This window comes from Bifidobacterium sp. ESL1133 (assembly GCF_058107325.1).
The window spans coordinates 217916-234355 of sequence record NZ_JBYLUI010000004.1; the positions used below are offsets into that span (position 1 = coordinate 217916).

Here is a 16440-nt window from a genome sequence, read left to right on the forward strand (position 1 = left end):
AAATGTGACTCACGACACATTTGTTGGTGCAGTGCACTATATTGTGTCGTGCGTCACATACTGGCTTTCTGCCAGTAGAAACAGGAGAAGGAGCGCCGATGGCAAGCAAGGCACCAGCCGCACCAGCCAAATCAGTCGAAGAACAAGCAAACGAAGAAGTAGACGCTCTGGTCGCGCGTGCACTGCATGCGCTGGATGAGTTCGAGCTGCTCAATCAACAACAAGTAGACCGCATAGTGGCCAAGGCTTCGGTCGCCGCGCTGAACAAACACTTGGTATTGGCGCAGATGGCGGTCGATGAAACAGGCCGTGGCCTGGTGGAAGACAAAGCCACCAAGAACCTTTTTGCCTGTGAGCATGTCACCCATTATCTTGCCGGGCAGAAAACAGTCGGCGTCATCAAGGAAGACGACGTACTGGGCATCGACGAGGTGGCCGAGCCTGTAGGTGTGGTCGCCGGCGTCACCCCGGTAACCAACCCTACTTCCACCGCTATCTTCAAGTCACTTATCGCGCTCAAGACACGTTGCCCTATCGTGTTCGGCTTCCATCCGGGAGCTCAGAACTGTTCCGTGGAAGCTGCACGCATCGTGCGCGACGCCGCAGTGGCGGCCGGCGCTCCCAAAGACTGCATCCAATGGATTGAGCATCCCTCCATCGCCGCCACCGGTGCGTTGATGAAACATCCCGGCGTGGCCACCATCTTGGCCACCGGCGGCCCCGGCATGGTAACCGCTGCTTACTCCTCTGGCAAGCCTGCTCTGGGTGTGGGCGCAGGCAACGCTCCTGCATATGTCGACCGCGGTGTGGATATCAGTCGTGTGGCCAATGACCTTGTGCTTTCCAAGCATTTTGATTACGGCATGATTTGTGCCACCGAGCAGGCCATCATCGCGCACATCGACGTCTACGATCAGCTCAAGAGCGAGCTGCAGCGCCGCAAGGCTTACTTTGTTAATGCCGACGAGAAGGCGAAGCTCGAGCAGTATATGTTCGGCTGCACCGCCAAGTCCGGCGGAGAGCCAAAGCTCAACTCGGTCGTTCCGGGCAAATCCCCCCAGTACATCGCTCAGCAGTCCGGCTTCTCCATTCCTGACGATGCCACCATCATCGTGGCTGAGTGCGGTGAAGTGGGGGAGCGTGAGCCACTTACCTTGGAGAAGCTGTGCCCAGTCCAGGCCATGCTGCGTTGTAAAGACAGTGAGCAGGGATTCGACATGTGCGAGCAGATGCTCAAGTTTGGTGCCGGGCACACGGCCGTGATTCACACCAACGACCAGGATCTCACCCGTCGCTATGGTCTGCGCATGCATGCGTGCCGTATCGTCTGGAATCAGCCGTCCTCACTGGGCGGTGTGGGAGACATCTATAATTCCATTGCTCCTTCGCTCACCTTGGGTTGTGGCTCATACGGTGGCAATTCGGTCTCCGGCAACGTCCAGGCAGTCAACCTTATCAACGTCAAGCGTATTGCGCGAAGGAACAACAACATGCAATGGTTCAAGGTGCCCGCCAAGACGTATTTCGAGCCCAATGCGGTTCGCTACCTGCGCGATATGTACAACATTCAGCGCGTTGTCATCGTGTGCGACAAAGTCATGGAGCAGCTTGGCATCGTCGACAAGGTCATCGATCAGCTGCGTGCGCGTCCCAACCCCGTCACATTCCGTACCATCGACTATGTCGAGCCCGAGCCGAGTGTGGACACCGTTGAGCGCGGGGCGCGCATGATGCGTGAGGAGTTCCAGCCAGACACCATCATCGCGGTGGGTGGTGGTTCTCCCATGGATGCGGCCAAGATCATGTGGCTGCTGTACGAACACCCGGAGATTTCGTTCGACGATGTGCGCGAGAAGTTCTTCGATATCCGCAAGCGAGCGTTCCGCATTCCGCCGCTGGGGGCCAAGGCCAAACTGGTGTGTATTCCCACATCCTCAGGCACGGGTTCCGAGGTTACGCCATTCGCGGTGATCAGCGACCACGAGACCGGGTACAAGTACCCCATTACCGATTATGCGCTTACGCCGTCCGTGGCAATCGTGGATCCTGAACTGGCTCGTACCCAGCCCAAGGAATTGGCGTGCAACGCAGGCTTCGACGCGCTGACGCACTGCTTGGAATCCTATGTATCCGTCTATGCGAACGATTTCACCGATGGTATGGCGTTGCATGCCGGCAAACTGATTTGGGACAATCTTCCCGTTTCGGTCAATGCCGAACCTGGCTTGGCTAAAACGCGTGCCCAGGAGAAGATGCACAACGCCGGCACTATGGCAGGCATGGCGTTCGGCTCTGCCTTCTTGGGTATGTGCCACGGCATGGCGCACACCATTGGTGCGCTGTGCCATGTAGCACACGGCAAGACCAACGCCATTCTTCTGCCATTGGTCGTGCGTTACAACGGTTCGGTGCCCTCGGAGCCCACCAGCTGGCCGAAGTATGACCATTACATTGCGCCGGAGCGCTACTGCGAGTTCGCCTCCGAGATCGGTCTCGAGGTCAAGGGGAGCGCAGAGGAGGGTGTCGAACAGCTGGCGAGTGCCATCGAGACGTTCCGAGACGATACATTGGGTATGGATTCCAGCTTCCAGCAGGCCGGTGTCGATGAGGATTACTACTGGAGTGTTCTCGATCAGATCGGCATGCGAGCCTACGAAGATCAGTGCGCTCCGGCTAATCCGCGTGTGCCGATGATCGAGGATATGAAGGACATCGCCATCGCCGCTTACTACGGTGTTTCCAAGGAAAAGGGACATGCTCTGCGCGTGCAGCGTAATGGCTCAAAAAGCGACACACCCGGAGTAATCAAGTAGCCCCCAAATGGTTTAATAGAACAGTTGCCTGTAAAAGGCTCGCAAATTGTTAATCATAAGAGCGAGTGTAGTGGCGCCTGTCTTCGTCAGAAGGCAGGCGCTTGCTGCACACTGATGTAAATCAGCCACGAGCGTTGCTCGGGGGCTGTACGCGCCGGTGTCCTTGAAGCAGGTTGGTAATGTAAACGAATCGCTAGAAAGGGCGGACGGCAATGGCGGGACAAAAAATCCGCATCAGGCTTAAGTCCTATGACCATGAGGTCATTGACCAGTCGGCGAAGAAAATCGTCGAGACGGTCACGAACGCGGGCGCCACTGTAGTGGGCCCGGTTCCTCTGCCTACCGAGAAGAACGTGTATGTTGTCATCCGTTCTCCTCATAAATACAAGGATTCCCGAGAGCATTTCGAGATGCGCACTCATAAGCGCCTCATTGACATCGTCGACCCGACCCCCAAGGCCGTGGATTCGCTGATGCACATCGATCTGCCCGCGGACGTCAACATCGAGATCAAGCTGTAAGGAGGGGAGAATCAATGTCGAAGCAGAAAGCGAATCGCTCTGCTCTGCTGGGCCGCAAGCTCGGTATGTCGCAGGTCTGGGACGAGAAGGGATTCTTCGTTCCCGTCACGCTTGTTGATGTGTCCACAAACGTGGTCACTGGCATCAAGACCGAGGCTACCGACGGTTATGCCGCCGTGCAGCTCGGCTACGGCCAGATTGACCCCACGAAGGTGACCAAGCCTCTGGCAGGTCACTTCGCGAAGGCTGGCGTTACCCCGCGTCGTCACCTCGTTGAGGTGCGCACGGAGAACGCCGAAGAGTTCCAGCCCGGCCAAGAGCTGAGTGCTGACCTCTTCGAAGACGGTTCCGAGGTCGATGTCACTGGCACGACCAAGGGCAAGGGCTTCGCCGGTACCATCAAGCGCTGGGGCTTCAAGTCCTATCGCCGTACCCACGGCTCGCACAAGAACGAACGCCGCCCCGGCTCTGTCGGTGCATGCGCGACTCCGAGCCGCATTCTCAAGGGCAAGCGCATGGCAGGCCGCATGGGACACGATACGTCCACAGTGCAGAACCTGACCATCGTCTCGACCGATCTCGAGAGCGGCGTCATTGCCATCAAGGGTGCCCTTCCAGGGCCCAAGGGTGGCATCGTCCTGCTCCGTTCGGCTGTGAAGGGAGCCTGAAATGACGCAAGTTACATTTAACGTAAGCGACGCCAAGGGCAAGTCTTCCGGCACCGTTGAAGCTCCTGCAGAGCTGTTTGGTTTCTCCAATGAAGAGGTCGAGGCTCACGTCCCGATGATTCATCAGGTAGTCACCGCTCAGCTGGCGGCAGCTCGTCAGGGCACGCACGCGGTCAAGTCCCGCGGCGAAGTCTCCGGCGGCGGCAAGAAGCCATGGAAGCAGAAGGGCACCGGTCGTGCCCGTCAGGGTTCCACCCGCGCTCCTCAGTGGGTGCACGGTGGTGTGGTGCACGGACCGGTTCCGCGCGACTACTCTCAGCGCACTCCCAAGAAGATGAAGGCCAGCGCTCTGCGCTACGTGCTTTCCAACCGCGCCAACGCCGGCCGCATCTCCGTGGTCGATTTCGGTGTGGAGAAGGCTCCGTCCACGAAGACCGCCGTTGCGGCGCTCTCTTCGGTGTGCGGCACTTCCTCTGCGGTTGTGGTGCTCTCCCGCGAGAACACCAACGAGTGGCTCTCCGTACGCAACATCCCCTCGGTGCATGTGCTCTTCGCAGATCAGCTCAGCACCTACGATGCCGTCGTCGCTCAGTACGTCGTCTTCAGCAAGGAAGGCTTCGATGCCTTCGTCGCTGCGAAGACCGAGCCGAAGGAGGCCTGAAATGGCTGCTATTCATAATCCAGCCCACGATGTCATCTTGAAGCCCGTCGTCTCTGAGAAGAGCTACGCCGGCTCCGACCGTGGCCAGTACACCTTCGTGGTCGCACCGAATGCAAACAAGGTGCAGATCAAGCAAGCTGTCGAAGAGATCTTCAACGTCCACGTCACCAACGTGAACACGCTCAACCGTGCAGGCAAGCGTCAGCGTACCCGCACCGGTTTCGGCTCCCGTGCCGACCAGAAGCGCGCTATCGTGACCGTGGCAGAAGGCCAGACAATCGACATCTTCGGTAACTGAAGGTTAGCCGAGAAAGTCAAAGGAAGAACTACATTATGGCTATCCGCACATATAAGCCGACGACTCCGGGCCGTCGCAACGCCTCGGTTTCGGACTTCTCCGAAATCACGCGTTCCACGCCCGAGAAGTCGCTGGTTCGTAAGCTCAGCAAGACTGGCGGCCGTAACTCTTACGGTCGTGTGACCTCCCGCCATCGCGGTGGCGGCCACAAGCGTCAGTACCGTCTCATCGATTTCAAGCGTTGGGACAAAGACGGCGTGCCTGCCAAGGTTGCTGAGATCGAGTACGATCCCAACCGTTCCGCACGCATCGCTCTTCTGCACTATGCAGACGGCGAGAAGCGTTACATCATTGCCCCTGAGGGCGTGAAGCAGGGCGATCGCATTGAGACCGGTGAAAAGGCTGATATCAAGCCCGGCAACAACCTGCCTCTGCGCAACATCCCCACTGGTACCGTGGTTCACGCTATCGAGCTCCGTCCTCTGGGCGGCGCGAAGATCGCACGTTCCGCAGGTGCGGGCGTTCAGCTCGTAGCCAAGGATGGCGCCTACGCTCAGCTGCGTATGCCATCCGGGGAAATCCGCAACGTGGATGCTCGCTGCCGCGCCACCATTGGTGAGGTCGGCAACTCCGAGCACGCCAACATTCAGCTTGGCAAGGCCGGTCGCGCACGGTGGATGGGCAAGCGCCCGATCACCCGTGGTGAGTCCATGAACCCGGTCGACCACCCGCATGGTGGTACCACTCGCGGTGGTAAGCCGCCAGTGTCTCCGTGGGGCAAGGGCGAAGTTCGTACTCGCCATCCGAAGAAGGCTTCGAACAAGATGATTGTTCGTCGCCGTCCAAATGGCAAGAACCGCAAGTAGGAGTGTCGAAGAGATGACTCGTAGCATCAAGAAGGGCCCTTTCGTCGACGCCCACTTACAGAAGAAAGTCGACGAGCAGAATGAGAAGGGCACGAAGAACGTCATCAAGACGTGGTCGCGCCGTTCGATGATCACTCCTGACTTCATCGGTCATACGTTCGCCGTTCACGACGGACGCAAGCATGTTCCGGTGTTCGTCTCGGAGTCGATGGTTGGCCACAAGCTCGGCGAGTTCGCCCCCACGAAGACCTTCCGCGGTCACGTGCATGACGACAAAAAAGCCCGCCGCTAAAGGAAGAGAAGATTATGGAAGCTAAAGCAATCGCCCGTCACGTCCGTGTGACGCCGCGCAAGGCTCGCCGCATGGTCGACCTTATCCGAGGCAAGCAAGTGAGTGAAGCCATCACCATCATGAAATTCGCTCCGCAAGACGCATCGGTTCCGGTGCTCAAGGTCCTGCAGAGCGCCGTCGCGAACGCACGCGTCAAGGCCGAGAAGGCCGGCGAGGCATTCCGCGAGGACGACCTGGTGATCAAGGAGACCTATGTGGACGAAGGCGTGACGCTCAAGCGTTTCCGCGCTCGTGCACAGGGGCGTGCTGGCCGCATTAACAAGCGCACCAGCCACATCACCGTCGTCGTGGCAACCAAGGAAGGAGACCGCTAAAGATGGGTCAGAAGATTAATCCCTTTGGCTATCGCCTGGGCATCACCGAAGATCACCGTTCCAAGTGGTTCTCGGATTCCACCAAGCCCGGTGAGCGGTACAGCGACTTCGTGCTTGAGGACGACAAGATTCGCAAGGCAATGAACAAGGACCTGGAGCGTGCCGGCGTCTCCCGTGTGCTCATCGAGCGCACCCGCGACCGCGTGGATGTCAGCATCCACACTGCTCGTCCGGGTATTGTCATCGGCCGCCGTGGCGCCGAAGCTGAGCGTGTACGCGCCAAGCTCGAGAAGATTACGGGCAAGCAGGTCCGTCTTAATATCTTCGAGGTCAAGAACGCAGCGCTCGACGCACAGCTCGTGGCTCAAGGCATCGCCGAGCAGCTCACGAACCGCGTCACCTTCCGCCGCGCAATGCGCAAGGCTCAGCAGGATGCTATGCACGCAGGTGCCAAGGGTATCCGTATCAAGCTCTCCGGTCGTCTTGGAGGCGCCGAGATGAGCCGTTCTGAGTTCTACCGTGAAGGCCGCGTGCCGCTGCAGACCCTGCGCGCTTTGATCGACTATGGCTTCTTCGAGGCCAAGACGACCTACGGCCGCATCGGTGTGAAGGTATGGATCTACAAGGGCGACATGACCGAGCGTGAGTTCGAGGAGCAGCAGGCTCAGTCGAACAACCGCGGTCGCCGTGGTTCCGATCGTCGTCCGCGCCGTGGTGCGCGCCCTGAGGGTGCAGCAGGCCGGAGCTCCAAGCCAGCAGTGGCTGCCGCTCCCGCAGGCGAGGCTCCGGCCTCTGCGTCCGACGCGCAAGAAACGAAGGAGTGAGCAGATATGCTTATCCCAAAGAGGACTAAGTATCGTAAACAGCAGCGCCCGACCCGCCGTGGCATGTCCAAGGGCGGCAACGAGATTTCGTTCGGCGACTTCGGCATCCAGGCTCTGGCCCCTGCCTACGTCACCAACCGTCAGATCGAAGCCGCGCGTATTGCCATGACTCGTTACATCAAGCGTGGCGGCCGTGTGTGGATCACGATCTTCCCTGATCGCCCGCTCACCAAGCACGCTCTCGGCTCCCGAATGGGTTCCGGTAAGGGTACTCCCGAGTACTGGATCGCCAACGTGCGCCCCGGTCGTGTGATGTTCGAGATTGGCGGTGTGTCCGAGCCAGTGGCCCGTGAGGCACTGCGTCGCGCCATCGACAAACTCCCTATGAAGTGCCGTATTATCGCACGAGAAGGCGGTGACATCTGATGTCAGTGGGAACTGCAGACTACACCATTAAGAATCTTGGCGAGAAGACCAACGACGAGATCGAAGGCTTCCTGAAGAAGTCGAAGGAAGAGCTGTTCAACCTTCGCTTCCAGAACGCCACCGGTCAGCTTGACAACTCCGCTCGCCTTAAGGCTGTGAAGCACGACATCGCCAGAATGTACACCGTTCTGCGCGAGCGTGAGCTTGGGCTTGCCCAGGCGCCTGAGTCGAGCGACACGAAAGAGGAGAAGTAAGCCATGGCCGAAAAGCAAGAGCGCAACTTCCGTAAGACTCGCAGCGGCTATGTCGTGTCCGACAAAATGGACAAGACGATCACCGTTGAGCTTGAGCAGCGTTCCACCCACCCCCTGTACGGCAAGGTGGTCCGCTCCACTCGCAAGATCAAGGCCCATGATGAGCACAATGACGCCCACGTTGGCGATTTCGTGAGTATCATGGAGACTCGGCCTTTGAGCAAGACCAAGCGTTGGCGTCTCGACTCCATCGTCGAGCGCGCCAAGTAACAAGTTCGGCAAGGCTCCGCTGGTCACCCCTTCGGGGGTGCCAGGGGAGAACCAGCGCGGCTAAGGAGAATCAATGATTCAGCAGGAAACGCGGCTTCATGTCGCCGACAACACGGGTGCCAAGGAGATCTTGGCCATCCGCGTGCTCGGCGGGTCGAAGCGACGCTATGCCGGCATCGGCGACGTGATCGTCGCCTCCGTCAAGGACGCCATCCCCGGCGGGTCGGTCAAGAAGGGCGACGTGGTCAAGGCCGTCGTCGTCCGCACAGCCAAGGAACACCGTCGTAACGACGGCTCCTACATCAAGTTCGACGAGAACGCAGCGGTAATTCTCGGCTCCGGCCGTGAACCCAAGGGCACTCGTATCTTCGGACCGGTCGGTCGTGAGCTGCGCGACAAGCGCTTCATGAAGATCGTGTCCCTTGCCCCGGAGGTGATCTGAGATGGTAGCCAAGATCAAGAGCGGCGACCAAGTCAAGGTCATCCGCGGCAAGGACCGCGGCAAGGAAGGCAAAGTTCTGCGGGTGTTGCCCAATGATCGCCTGATTGTCGAGGGTGTCCAGATCGTCAAGAAGCACGTGCGTGCCACCCAGCAGGGTCAGCAGGCCGGCATTGTCTCCGCCGAGGCTTCGATTCATCGCTCCAACGTGATGGTCATCGACCCGGAGACGAAGCAGCCCACCCGTGTTGGTGTCAAGGTCGAAACCGTCGCGAAAGACGGCAAGGTCAAGACCGTGCGTACGCGCATCGCCAAGAAGTCCGGAAAGGAGCTGGCATGAGCGAAACAGCAGTAGAAGCACCTCAGACTCCGCGTCTGAAGCAGCGTTACACCGATGAGATCGTGCCTGAGCTCAAGAAGGAGTTCACGTACGCCAACCCCATGCAGGTGGCGCGTCTCGAGAAGATCGTCGTCTCCATGGGCGTCGGTGCCGCAGCTCGCGACTCCAAGCTCATCGAAGGCGCGATTCGCGACCTCACCGCCATCACCGGCCAGAAGCCCAAGGTGACCCGCGCCAAGAAGTCCGTGGCTCAGTTCCACCTTCGTGAAGGCCAGGCCATCGGTGCGTACGTCACCCTGCGTGGCGACCGCATGTGGGAGTTCCTCGACCGTCTGCTCACGCTGGCTCTGCCCCGTATCCGCGATTTCCGTGGCATCAGCGGCAACCAGTTCGACGGCCAGGGCAACTACAACTTTGGCCTCACCGAGCAGTCCATGTTCCACGAGATCGATCCCGATTCGATCGATCACCAGCGTGGTATGGACATCACCGTGGTGACCACTACCAAGGACGACAAGGAAGCTCGGGCGCTGCTCAAGCACCTTGGCTTCCCCTTCAAGGAGAAGAACTAATGGCAAAAACCGCTCTGAAAAACAAGTCGGCTGCCAAACCCAAGTTCAAGGTGCGTGGCTACACGCGCTGCCAGGTTTGTGGTCGTCCCCACTCCGTGTATCGCAAGTTCGGCCTGTGCCGCATCTGCCTTCGTGAGAAGGCTCACCGCGGCGAGCTGCCCGGAGTTACGAAGTCCAGTTGGTAAATATCGACGCTGAAGGTCTGTTGCCTGCGTCCGGCACTGTCGGAGCAGGCTGCAGAAACCACGGCGAGAAAGGGCGTTAGCCCACATGACAATGACAGATCCAATCGCAGACATGCTTACGCGTCTGCGCAACGCGAGTGCGGCAAAGCACGAGACAGTCGTGATGCCGTATTCCAAATTCAAGGCGAACATCGCCGCTATCCTCAAGCGTGAAGGCTACATCGTAGATTTCGCTGCCAAGGAAGCACGCGTTGGCCAGGACCTTGAGATTACGCTCAAGTATGGCAAGAATGGCGAACGCGCCATTCAGGGCATCAAGCGCATCTCCAAGCCCGGTCTGCGCCGCTACGCCAAGTCCGACGCGCTGCCTATGCCGTTGGGTGGCATGGGCGTCGCCATCATCTCAACGAGCTCAGGCCTGTTGACTCAAAAAGAATGCCTCGACCGGGGCATCGGCGGCGAAATCGTCGCTTTCGTATGGTGAGGAAGGAGAGCTAGACATGGCATCGCATATTGGAAAGCTCCCCGTCGCCATCCCGGCAGGCGTGGAAGTCAGCATCAAGGGCCAGGAATTCAGCGTCAAGGGCGCCAAGGGTTCCGACTCCTACACCATTCCCGAAGGCATCACCGCCTCGGTGAATGACAACGAGATTCAGCTCGTTCCGGCGGACGATCTTCGTCCCACCCGTGCCAAGCATGGCCTGGCTCGCTCCATCGTGGCTTCGATGGTGCAGGGTGTGCACGAGGGCTTCACCAAGACCCTGGAAATCGTCGGCACCGGTTACCGTGCGCAGATGAAGGGCAAGGGCATTGAGTTCTCGCTCGGCTACTCGCACACCATTACGGTGAACCCGCCCGAAGGCATCACCTTCGAGCTGCCGGACGCGAACCACGTGGTCGTCAAGGGTACCGACAAGCAAGCGGTGGGGCAGATTGCTGCCAACATCCGTAAGCTTCGTGCCCCGGAACCCTACAAGGGCAAGGGCATCAAGTACACTGACGAACACATCCTCCGCAAGGCTGGAAAGGCTGGTAAGTGATATGACGGTCAAAGTTTTCGGTAAAGGCAAACGAGTTGCCCGCCTCCGTCGTCACGCGCGTCTGCGCAAGCACATCGCGGGTACCGCCGAGCTTCCACGTCTTGTGGTCACCCGTTCCAACCGCCACATGGTGGCTCAGATCATCGACGACACCAAGGGTGTCACCTTGGCCAGCGCCTCGACCGTCGCTCATGACTTCGACGGTTTCGAAGGCACCAAGACCGAGGCGGCTCACAAGGTCGGCGAGCTGGTAGCCAAGAAGGCCAAGGATGCCGGCATCTCCGCCGTCGTCTTCGACCGTGGCGGCAACAAATATCATGGTCGCGTCGCAGCTGTGGCTGATGGCGCCCGTGAGGGAGGTCTGGCACTGTGAGCGATAACGAGAAGGAAACCCAAGTGGCGCAAGATTCTCAGAACACACAGGCGACACAGGACAATCAGTCCCAGGGCCGTGACGGCCGCCGTTCGGACCGCCGTGGCGGCCGCGGCGAAGGCCGTCGCTCCGAGCGCCGTGGTCGTCGTGAAGACAACCACCAGGACGATATGCTCGATCGCGTAGTCACCATCAACCGCGTATCCAAGACTCACAAGGGTGGACGTACGTTCAGCTTTGCCGCCTTGGTTGTGGTGGGCGACGGTAACGGCACCGTTGGTGTTGGTTACGGCAAGTCCCGTGAGGTTCCCGCGGCAATCGCCAAGGGTCAGCTGGACGCCAAGAAGCACATGTTCACCGTTCCTCGCGTGCGTGGCACCGTGACCCACCCGGTCATCGGTCACGACGCCGCAGGCACTGTGATGCTTCGCCCCGCAGCTCCAGGTACCGGTGTAATCGCCGGTGGCGCTGTCCGCGCCGTCATGGAGTGCGCAGGCATCACTGACATTCTCACCAAGTCCATGGGCTCGGCGACTGCTGTCAACGTGGTTCGCGCCACGGTGGACGCACTCAAGAACCTGGAAGAGCCGGAAGAGATTGCCGCACGTCGCGGTATGCCGCTTGAAGAAGTGGCTCCCGACTCCCTGCTCCGCGCTCGTGCCGAGGGCATCGCCGAGGCCCGCAAGGCCCGTGAAGATGCCAAGGCCGAAGCTGCTCAAGCAAAGGACGGTGAGTGATGGCTCAGCTGAAGATTACGCTTACCAAGGGTCTGGTGAACCGCAAGCCCAAGCAGCGCGATACCGTGCGTACGCTTGGTCTGCGCAAGATTGGCCAGAGCGTTGTGCGTGAAGATACCCCCGTGATTCGTGGGCAGATTCAGGCAGTCCGCCACCTGGTCACCGTTGAGGAGGCCTGATATGGCAGAAGAAGAAAACACCATCCTGCAGATGCATGATCTGCACCCGGCTCCAGGTGCCAAGAAGAACCGTATCCGCGTTGGTCGCGGTGAGGGTTCCAAGGGTAAGACTTCGGGTCGCGGCGACAAGGGTACGAAGAAGCGTTACCAAGTGCGTCCCGGCTTCGAAGGTGGACAGCTGCCGCTGTACATGCGTCTGCCCAAGACCCGTGGCTTCAAGAGCCCGTTCAAGAAGGAATACCAGGTCGTCAACGTTTCTGCGCTGGCCAAGGCATTCCCCAAGGGCGGCGAGATCAGCGTCGAAGACCTGGTCAAGCAGGGTCTGGTTCGCGCCAACCAGCCGGTCAAGGTGCTGGCTGACGGCGAGACCACCGTTGCCTTCAAGCTTTCGGGCGTGAAGGTTTCGGCTTCGGCTCTCAAGAAGATTGAGGCCGCAGGTGGCTCTGTCACCGAAGCCTGAACCTGTGCGTTTAATATAAACGCAGACAGGTGAGGATGATGCCCCTTTCCGCTGAAGCGGGGAGGGGCATCTCCATTGTGTGCTGCACCACTAGTAGACGCTCTACGCTAAACTAGGCAGCTAGACTGTGTAAGCAGCGTTGCACGCAAGTGCGCGTCAAGGAAGGAAACCCCACGTGAGGACGCTAATTCAGGCTCTGAAGACGAAGGAACTTCGCCATAAGATTCTTTTCGTCATCGGCATGATCATCATTTACCGTATCGGGTCGTTCATTCCCGCACCAGGTGTTGACTACAATGTCGTGCAACAGTGCGTGGGCACCATGAACAACGCGCAGGAGAACTTCGTTGGCTTGGTCAACCTCTTCTCTGGCGGTGCCATGCTGCAGCTTTCTATTTTTGCGCTTGGCGTGATGCCGTACATCACGGCTTCCATTGTCATTCAGCTTCTGCGTGTGGTTATCCCGCGCTTCAAGGAACTGCATCAGGAGGGTCAGTCCGGTGAGGCCAAGCTCACGCAGTATACGCGTTACCTCACTATCGGTCTGGCAATCCTGCAGTCCACCACCATCATCGTTACGGCACGTTCCGGCGCGCTGTTCAACTACCAGTGCGGTCAGGTCATCCCTGACGGCTCGGTGTGGAACATGACGCTCATGGTGCTGGTGCTCACCGGAGGTACCGGCCTGATCATGTGGATGGCCGAGCTGATCACCGAAAAGGGCATCGGTCAGGGTATGTCCATCCTCATCTTCATGTCCATCTGCTCCGGCTTCCTGCCGCAGCTGTGGGAGATTGGTTGGGGCACCAACGGCAAGGACGGCAATTGGAAGGACTTTGCCATCGTCGTCGCCGTGCTCGTCGTGATTCTCATCTTCGTGGACTTTGTGGAGCTTTCCCAGCGTCGCATTCCCGTGCAGTACACCCGCCGCATGGTCGGTCGCAAGATGTATGGCGCATCCTCCACCTACCTGCCGCTGAAGGTCAACATGAGCGGCGTGATTCCTCCCATCTTCGCTTCCTCCATTCTGGCCATTCCTACTTTGGTGGCGCAGTTCGGCAAGAAGGATCAGTCCTGGGTCAAGTGGATCAACGACAATCTGGCGGATACCACCTCTTGGGTGTACATTCTGCTTTACTCGCTGATGATCGTCGGCTTCTGCTTCTTCTACACTTCGATCACCTTCGATCCCGATGAGACCGCAGACAATATGAAACAGTACGGCGGCTTTATCCCTGGTATTCGCGCAGGCAGTGCCACGAGCCGTTACCTTCAGTTCGTGATGAACCGTCTCAATACGGTCGGTTCCATTTACCTGCTCTTTGTAGCTCTTATCCCCACAGTGCTCATCATGGCACTCAAGCTCAACGCCAAGCTGCCGTTCGGCGGCACCACGATCCTCATCATCGCTGGCGTCGGTCTGGATACGCTGCGTCAGGCCAAGGCTCAGACCGAACAGTTCCAGTATGACGGGTTCCTGCTTGAAGGCGACTTCAAGGAAGGCAAGGCTGTCAAGGGTAAGGATGCTAAGAAAAGCAAGTCCTCCAAGTAGTGCTGTTGTCTCGTTCTGTGTATCAGGATGAGACGAGGGGCCAAGCGGGCATCGAGAAGGCGACTTCTGGTGCCCGCTTTTGTATGTGCGAGGTGCTTGGGGGTGCTGTGAGCCTTGGGAACGGCTTCACGTAGACTTTGAGCAAGACAGACAATGAGTTGACGAGAGAAAGGTCGGTTGATGAGACTGTTGATTATGGGGCCACAAGGGGTTGGCAAGGGTACACAGGCCAAGCGAATTGCGGAGCACTATGGCATCCCGCACATCTCCACTGGTGACATCTTCCGTTATAACCTGAAGAACAATACTCCGCTTGGGTTGGAAGCGAAGCAGTATACCGAAAAAGGCCAGCTTGTCCCGGACGAGCTTACCGACAAGATCGTGGAGGATCGTCTCGGGCAGGATGATGCCAAGAACGGTTGGATTCTTGACGGCTATCCCCGTAATGCCGCACAAGTGCAGTCGCTTGATGCGATGCTGGAACGTTTGAGCGTCTCCATTGATCGCGTAGTGGCGTTGGATGCCGACCGTGACGTGCTCATGAAGCGCATTGCCAAGCGTGCCGAAGATGAGGGCCGCGCGGACGACACCCCAGAGGCCATCGCTGTGCGTCTCAAGACCTACGACGAGCAGACGGCGCCATTGTTGGACACCTACAAGTCTCGCGGAAACCTGTTTGCCATTGACGGCACTGGCAGTGTAGAGAGCATTACCGAAGCCATCGTCAACGAGCTGGGTGAGTAATCGCGGCATTCGGTAGGCTGCTGTTTATCCTCAAGCCCTTCGCGAGGAGGGCGAATAGCGCTGGGAGCGAAGAGACGACACGCAACGCAGTGCTTCTCTTCCCCTAGCGCTATATTTGTAATTTGGCGTATCTCGTATATGCCGACATGTAATACCAGCCGGAGATAGGACTAGGGCTTATGGCAAAAGACGGTGTGATTGAAGTCGAAGGTCAGGTGGTGGAAGCACTACCTAACGCGATGTTTCGCGTGGAACTTGAGAACAAGCATATCGTTCTGGCCACGATCTCGGGAAAGATGCGGAAGAACTACATCCGTATCCTGCCTCAAGATCGAGTGGCGCTTGAGATGAGCCCCTACGACTTGAACCGTGGTCGTATTACGTACCGTTACAAGTAAGGTACAAGAAAAGGAACACCATGAAGGTCAGCCCTAGTGTGAAGAGGATCTGCGAAAACTGCCGCGTGATCCGTCGTCACGGTCGCGTCATGGTCATCTGCTCCAACCCGCGCCACAAGCAGCGTCAAGGCTGAGCAGAACCGCGACAACATAAGATGCTGAGTCACAGCGAAAGCTGAACCTTGGGCACGCAGGCCCAAGCTGGGAAACCAGGAGACTTCAGTACACACCTGCGGAGAACAGAAGGAATCGCAATGGCACGTCTTGCCGGAGTCGACATCCCCAATGAGAAGCGCATCGAGGTTGCCCTCACCTACATTTTCGGTGTGGGTCGCACTCGCGCACAAGAAACGCTTGCCGCCACTGGAGTTAATCCAGACACGCGCGTCAAGGATCTGAGCGACGAGCAGCTTATTACACTGCGCGACTATCTTGAGGCAAACTACAAGATTGAAGGCGATCTGCGTCGTGAAGTTGATGCAGACATTCGTCGCAAGATTCAGATCAACTGCTACCAAGGCCAGCGTCACCGCCACGGACTGCCCGTGCACGGCCAGCGCACCAAGACCAACGCACGCACTCGCAAGGGTCCGAAGCGCACGGTCGCCGGTAAGAAGAAAGCAACAAAGTAGCAGCTAACGGAAGGTCAGCGGCCGTTACCGGCCCAGCAATCCTTCCGGACGCAATACAATCGTTATTAGGAAACGAGGATCAATGGCAGCTCCCAAGCAGTCCGCGCACAAGGCGCGTCGCCGGGACCGCAAGTCGGTGCCGGTCGGGCAGGCTCATATCAAGTCCACATTCAACAACACCATCATCTCCATCACGGATCCCTCGGGCGCAGTCGTGGCCTGGGCTTCCGGTGGCGATGTCGGTTTCAAGGGCTCTCGTAAGTCCACTCCTTACGCCGCAGGCATGGCTGCCGAATCCGCAGCTCGCAAAGCGCAGGAGCACGGTGTAAAGAAGGTTGACGTGTTCGTCAAGGGCCCGGGTTCGGGTCGCGAAACCGCCATCCGTTCTTTGCAGTCCGCAGGTCTCGAAGTCGGTTCCATTTCCGACGTCACTCCGCAGGCCCACAACGGCGTCCGTCCTCCCAAGCGTCGCCGCGTCTGAAGCACTTCATTTATTATCAGTCCAACCCGCTTATGATTAGT

Annotated in this window: 28 protein-coding genes; all 28 read left to right on the forward strand. The window is 58.5% G+C overall.

All coding sequences use genetic code 11. From position 1 onward, the window contains the following. Positions 1–98 precede the first annotated feature (98 nt). The 28 genes from adhE (at position 99) to rpsK (ending at position 16399) form a co-directional block, all read left to right on the forward strand. Positions 99–2813: a bifunctional acetaldehyde-CoA/alcohol dehydrogenase gene (gene adhE / locus AC3B5A_RS05685; protein WP_489799517.1), complete on the forward strand. Its 2715-nt coding sequence runs from the start codon at positions 99–101 to the stop codon at positions 2811–2813. A gap of 212 nt (positions 2814–3025) precedes the next feature. Next, complete coding sequence (rpsJ, locus tag AC3B5A_RS05690) at positions 3026–3334, forward strand: 30S ribosomal protein S10 (RefSeq protein WP_006295278.1); 309 nt, start codon at positions 3026–3028, stop codon at positions 3332–3334. A gap of 14 nt (positions 3335–3348) precedes the next feature. Continuing rightward, positions 3349–4002, forward strand: coding sequence for a 50S ribosomal protein L3 (gene rplC / locus AC3B5A_RS05695; protein WP_489799519.1), 654 nt, complete (start codon positions 3349–3351; stop codon positions 4000–4002). 1 nt (position 4003) lies between these two features. Then, positions 4004–4663, forward strand: coding sequence for a 50S ribosomal protein L4 (rplD, locus tag AC3B5A_RS05700; protein WP_489799521.1), 660 nt, complete (start codon positions 4004–4006; stop codon positions 4661–4663). Position 4664: 1 nt separating this feature from the next. Next, on the forward strand, positions 4665–4961 hold the full coding sequence (gene rplW, locus AC3B5A_RS05705) for a 50S ribosomal protein L23 (RefSeq protein WP_489799523.1): 297 nt from the start codon (positions 4665–4667) through the stop codon (positions 4959–4961). Positions 4962–4996: 35 nt separating this feature from the next. Further along, on the forward strand, positions 4997–5827 hold the full coding sequence (gene rplB, locus AC3B5A_RS05710; protein ID WP_489799525.1) for a 50S ribosomal protein L2: 831 nt from the start codon (positions 4997–4999) through the stop codon (positions 5825–5827). Positions 5828–5840: 13 nt separating this feature from the next. Continuing rightward, positions 5841–6119, forward strand: coding sequence for a 30S ribosomal protein S19 (gene rpsS, locus AC3B5A_RS05715; RefSeq protein WP_489799527.1), 279 nt, complete (start codon positions 5841–5843; stop codon positions 6117–6119). Positions 6120–6133: 14 nt separating this feature from the next. Beyond that, positions 6134–6493 (forward strand): 50S ribosomal protein L22, encoded by a 360-nt coding sequence (gene rplV / locus AC3B5A_RS05720; RefSeq protein WP_489799529.1) that lies wholly within the window; start codon positions 6134–6136, stop codon positions 6491–6493. Positions 6494–6495: 2 nt separating this feature from the next. Continuing rightward, positions 6496–7317 (forward strand): 30S ribosomal protein S3, encoded by an 822-nt coding sequence (gene rpsC / locus AC3B5A_RS05725; RefSeq protein WP_489799531.1) that lies wholly within the window; start codon positions 6496–6498, stop codon positions 7315–7317. Between the two features lie 6 nt (positions 7318–7323). After that, positions 7324–7743 (forward strand): 50S ribosomal protein L16, encoded by a 420-nt coding sequence (gene rplP, locus AC3B5A_RS05730; RefSeq protein WP_489760522.1) that lies wholly within the window; start codon positions 7324–7326, stop codon positions 7741–7743. Further along, the gene (gene rpmC / locus AC3B5A_RS05735; RefSeq protein WP_489760524.1) at positions 7743–7997 is read left to right on the forward strand and encodes a 50S ribosomal protein L29; all 255 of its coding nucleotides are present in this window, start codon (positions 7743–7745) and stop codon (positions 7995–7997) included. Before rplP ends, rpmC begins: the two co-directional genes overlap by 1 nt. A gap of 3 nt (positions 7998–8000) precedes the next feature. Then, positions 8001–8267 (forward strand): 30S ribosomal protein S17, encoded by a 267-nt coding sequence (rpsQ, locus tag AC3B5A_RS05740; protein ID WP_489799533.1) that lies wholly within the window; start codon positions 8001–8003, stop codon positions 8265–8267. A gap of 73 nt (positions 8268–8340) precedes the next feature. Next, positions 8341–8709, forward strand: coding sequence for a 50S ribosomal protein L14 (gene rplN, locus AC3B5A_RS05745; protein ID WP_489799535.1), 369 nt, complete (start codon positions 8341–8343; stop codon positions 8707–8709). Between the two features lies 1 nt (position 8710). Further along, positions 8711–9046 (forward strand): 50S ribosomal protein L24, encoded by a 336-nt coding sequence (gene rplX / locus AC3B5A_RS05750; protein WP_489799537.1) that lies wholly within the window; start codon positions 8711–8713, stop codon positions 9044–9046. Then, on the forward strand, positions 9043–9618 hold the full coding sequence (rplE, locus tag AC3B5A_RS05755) for a 50S ribosomal protein L5 (RefSeq protein ID WP_489799539.1): 576 nt from the start codon (positions 9043–9045) through the stop codon (positions 9616–9618). Before rplX ends, rplE begins: the two co-directional genes overlap by 4 nt. Next, the gene (locus AC3B5A_RS05760; RefSeq protein WP_044087814.1) at positions 9618–9803 is read left to right on the forward strand and encodes a type Z 30S ribosomal protein S14; all 186 of its coding nucleotides are present in this window, start codon (positions 9618–9620) and stop codon (positions 9801–9803) included. The genes rplE and AC3B5A_RS05760 overlap by 1 nt, the downstream gene beginning before the upstream one ends. An 85-nt stretch (positions 9804–9888) precedes the next feature. Beyond that, a complete protein-coding gene (rpsH, locus tag AC3B5A_RS05765; protein WP_489760527.1) occupies positions 9889–10287 on the forward strand; it encodes a 30S ribosomal protein S8 in 399 nt (132 codons plus the stop codon). 16 nt (positions 10288–10303) lie between these two features. Continuing rightward, positions 10304–10843, forward strand: a complete 540-nt coding sequence (gene rplF / locus AC3B5A_RS05770; RefSeq protein WP_489799541.1) for a 50S ribosomal protein L6 — start codon at positions 10304–10306, stop codon at positions 10841–10843. A 1-nt stretch (position 10844) separates the two neighbouring features. Next, the gene (rplR, locus tag AC3B5A_RS05775) at positions 10845–11216 is read left to right on the forward strand and encodes a 50S ribosomal protein L18 (RefSeq protein ID WP_489799543.1); all 372 of its coding nucleotides are present in this window, start codon (positions 10845–10847) and stop codon (positions 11214–11216) included. Continuing rightward, a complete protein-coding gene (gene rpsE, locus AC3B5A_RS05780) occupies positions 11213–11953 on the forward strand; it encodes a 30S ribosomal protein S5 (RefSeq protein ID WP_489799545.1) in 741 nt (246 codons plus the stop codon). Before rplR ends, rpsE begins: the two co-directional genes overlap by 4 nt. Then, complete coding sequence (gene rpmD / locus AC3B5A_RS05785) at positions 11953–12132, forward strand: 50S ribosomal protein L30 (protein ID WP_489760529.1); 180 nt, start codon at positions 11953–11955, stop codon at positions 12130–12132. Before rpsE ends, rpmD begins: the two co-directional genes overlap by 1 nt. A gap of 1 nt (position 12133) precedes the next feature. Then, a complete protein-coding gene (rplO, locus tag AC3B5A_RS05790) occupies positions 12134–12592 on the forward strand; it encodes a 50S ribosomal protein L15 (RefSeq protein ID WP_489799547.1) in 459 nt (152 codons plus the stop codon). A 175-nt stretch (positions 12593–12767) separates the two neighbouring features. Then, a complete protein-coding gene (gene secY / locus AC3B5A_RS05795; RefSeq protein ID WP_489799549.1) occupies positions 12768–14144 on the forward strand; it encodes a preprotein translocase subunit SecY in 1377 nt (458 codons plus the stop codon). 180 nt (positions 14145–14324) lie between these two features. After that, complete coding sequence (locus tag AC3B5A_RS05800) at positions 14325–14888, forward strand: adenylate kinase (RefSeq protein WP_489799551.1); 564 nt, start codon at positions 14325–14327, stop codon at positions 14886–14888. Positions 14889–15067: 179 nt separating this feature from the next. After that, positions 15068–15286, forward strand: coding sequence for a translation initiation factor IF-1 (gene infA, locus AC3B5A_RS05805; RefSeq protein ID WP_033520847.1), 219 nt, complete (start codon positions 15068–15070; stop codon positions 15284–15286). Between the two features lie 20 nt (positions 15287–15306). Further along, complete coding sequence (gene rpmJ, locus AC3B5A_RS05810) at positions 15307–15420, forward strand: 50S ribosomal protein L36 (protein ID WP_043164480.1); 114 nt, start codon at positions 15307–15309, stop codon at positions 15418–15420. Positions 15421–15540: 120 nt separating this feature from the next. Further along, on the forward strand, positions 15541–15918 hold the full coding sequence (gene rpsM, locus AC3B5A_RS05815) for a 30S ribosomal protein S13 (protein ID WP_489799554.1): 378 nt from the start codon (positions 15541–15543) through the stop codon (positions 15916–15918). Positions 15919–16000: 82 nt separating this feature from the next. Continuing rightward, the gene (gene rpsK / locus AC3B5A_RS05820; RefSeq protein ID WP_489799557.1) at positions 16001–16399 is read left to right on the forward strand and encodes a 30S ribosomal protein S11; all 399 of its coding nucleotides are present in this window, start codon (positions 16001–16003) and stop codon (positions 16397–16399) included. The last annotated feature ends 41 nt before the right edge of the window (positions 16400–16440 follow it).

What these genes read in the sequence shown, in the direction of transcription:
- rpmD (WP_489760529.1), top strand. Translation starts at nt 11,953, where the DNA reads ATGGCTCAGCTGAAGATTACGCTTACCAAGGGTCTGGTGAACCGCAAG.
- rplX (WP_489799537.1), top strand. Translation starts at nt 8,711, where the DNA reads ATGGTAGCCAAGATCAAGAGCGGCGACCAAGTCAAGGTCATCCGCGGC.
- rpsC (WP_489799531.1), top strand. Translation starts at nt 6,496, where the DNA reads ATGGGTCAGAAGATTAATCCCTTTGGCTATCGCCTGGGCATCACCGAA.
- rpmC (WP_489760524.1), top strand. Translation starts at nt 7,743, where the DNA reads ATGTCAGTGGGAACTGCAGACTACACCATTAAGAATCTTGGCGAGAAG.
- rplE (WP_489799539.1), top strand. Translation starts at nt 9,043, where the DNA reads ATGAGCGAAACAGCAGTAGAAGCACCTCAGACTCCGCGTCTGAAGCAG.
- rplV (WP_489799529.1), top strand. Translation starts at nt 6,134, where the DNA reads ATGGAAGCTAAAGCAATCGCCCGTCACGTCCGTGTGACGCCGCGCAAG.
- rpsH (WP_489760527.1), top strand. Translation starts at nt 9,889, where the DNA reads ATGACAATGACAGATCCAATCGCAGACATGCTTACGCGTCTGCGCAAC.
- rplD (WP_489799521.1), top strand. Translation starts at nt 4,004, where the DNA reads ATGACGCAAGTTACATTTAACGTAAGCGACGCCAAGGGCAAGTCTTCC.
- rplO (WP_489799547.1), top strand. Translation starts at nt 12,134, where the DNA reads ATGGCAGAAGAAGAAAACACCATCCTGCAGATGCATGATCTGCACCCG.
- rpsS (WP_489799527.1), top strand. Translation starts at nt 5,841, where the DNA reads ATGACTCGTAGCATCAAGAAGGGCCCTTTCGTCGACGCCCACTTACAG.
- rplW (WP_489799523.1), top strand. Translation starts at nt 4,665, where the DNA reads ATGGCTGCTATTCATAATCCAGCCCACGATGTCATCTTGAAGCCCGTC.
- rplC (WP_489799519.1), top strand. Translation starts at nt 3,349, where the DNA reads ATGTCGAAGCAGAAAGCGAATCGCTCTGCTCTGCTGGGCCGCAAGCTC.
- rplN (WP_489799535.1), top strand. Translation starts at nt 8,341, where the DNA reads ATGATTCAGCAGGAAACGCGGCTTCATGTCGCCGACAACACGGGTGCC.
- rplR (WP_489799543.1), top strand. Translation starts at nt 10,845, where the DNA reads ATGACGGTCAAAGTTTTCGGTAAAGGCAAACGAGTTGCCCGCCTCCGT.
- rpsM (WP_489799554.1), top strand. Translation starts at nt 15,541, where the DNA reads ATGGCACGTCTTGCCGGAGTCGACATCCCCAATGAGAAGCGCATCGAG.
- AC3B5A_RS05760 (WP_044087814.1), top strand. Translation starts at nt 9,618, where the DNA reads ATGGCAAAAACCGCTCTGAAAAACAAGTCGGCTGCCAAACCCAAGTTC.
- adhE (WP_489799517.1), top strand. Translation starts at nt 99, where the DNA reads ATGGCAAGCAAGGCACCAGCCGCACCAGCCAAATCAGTCGAAGAACAA.
- rplB (WP_489799525.1), top strand. Translation starts at nt 4,997, where the DNA reads ATGGCTATCCGCACATATAAGCCGACGACTCCGGGCCGTCGCAACGCC.
- rpmJ (WP_043164480.1), top strand. Translation starts at nt 15,307, where the DNA reads ATGAAGGTCAGCCCTAGTGTGAAGAGGATCTGCGAAAACTGCCGCGTG.
- rpsK (WP_489799557.1), top strand. Translation starts at nt 16,001, where the DNA reads ATGGCAGCTCCCAAGCAGTCCGCGCACAAGGCGCGTCGCCGGGACCGC.
- rplP (WP_489760522.1), top strand. Translation starts at nt 7,324, where the DNA reads ATGCTTATCCCAAAGAGGACTAAGTATCGTAAACAGCAGCGCCCGACC.
- infA (WP_033520847.1), top strand. Translation starts at nt 15,068, where the DNA reads ATGGCAAAAGACGGTGTGATTGAAGTCGAAGGTCAGGTGGTGGAAGCA.
- AC3B5A_RS05800 (WP_489799551.1), top strand. Translation starts at nt 14,325, where the DNA reads ATGAGACTGTTGATTATGGGGCCACAAGGGGTTGGCAAGGGTACACAG.
- rpsJ (WP_006295278.1), top strand. Translation starts at nt 3,026, where the DNA reads ATGGCGGGACAAAAAATCCGCATCAGGCTTAAGTCCTATGACCATGAG.
- rplF (WP_489799541.1), top strand. Translation starts at nt 10,304, where the DNA reads ATGGCATCGCATATTGGAAAGCTCCCCGTCGCCATCCCGGCAGGCGTG.
- rpsQ (WP_489799533.1), top strand. Translation starts at nt 8,001, where the DNA reads ATGGCCGAAAAGCAAGAGCGCAACTTCCGTAAGACTCGCAGCGGCTAT.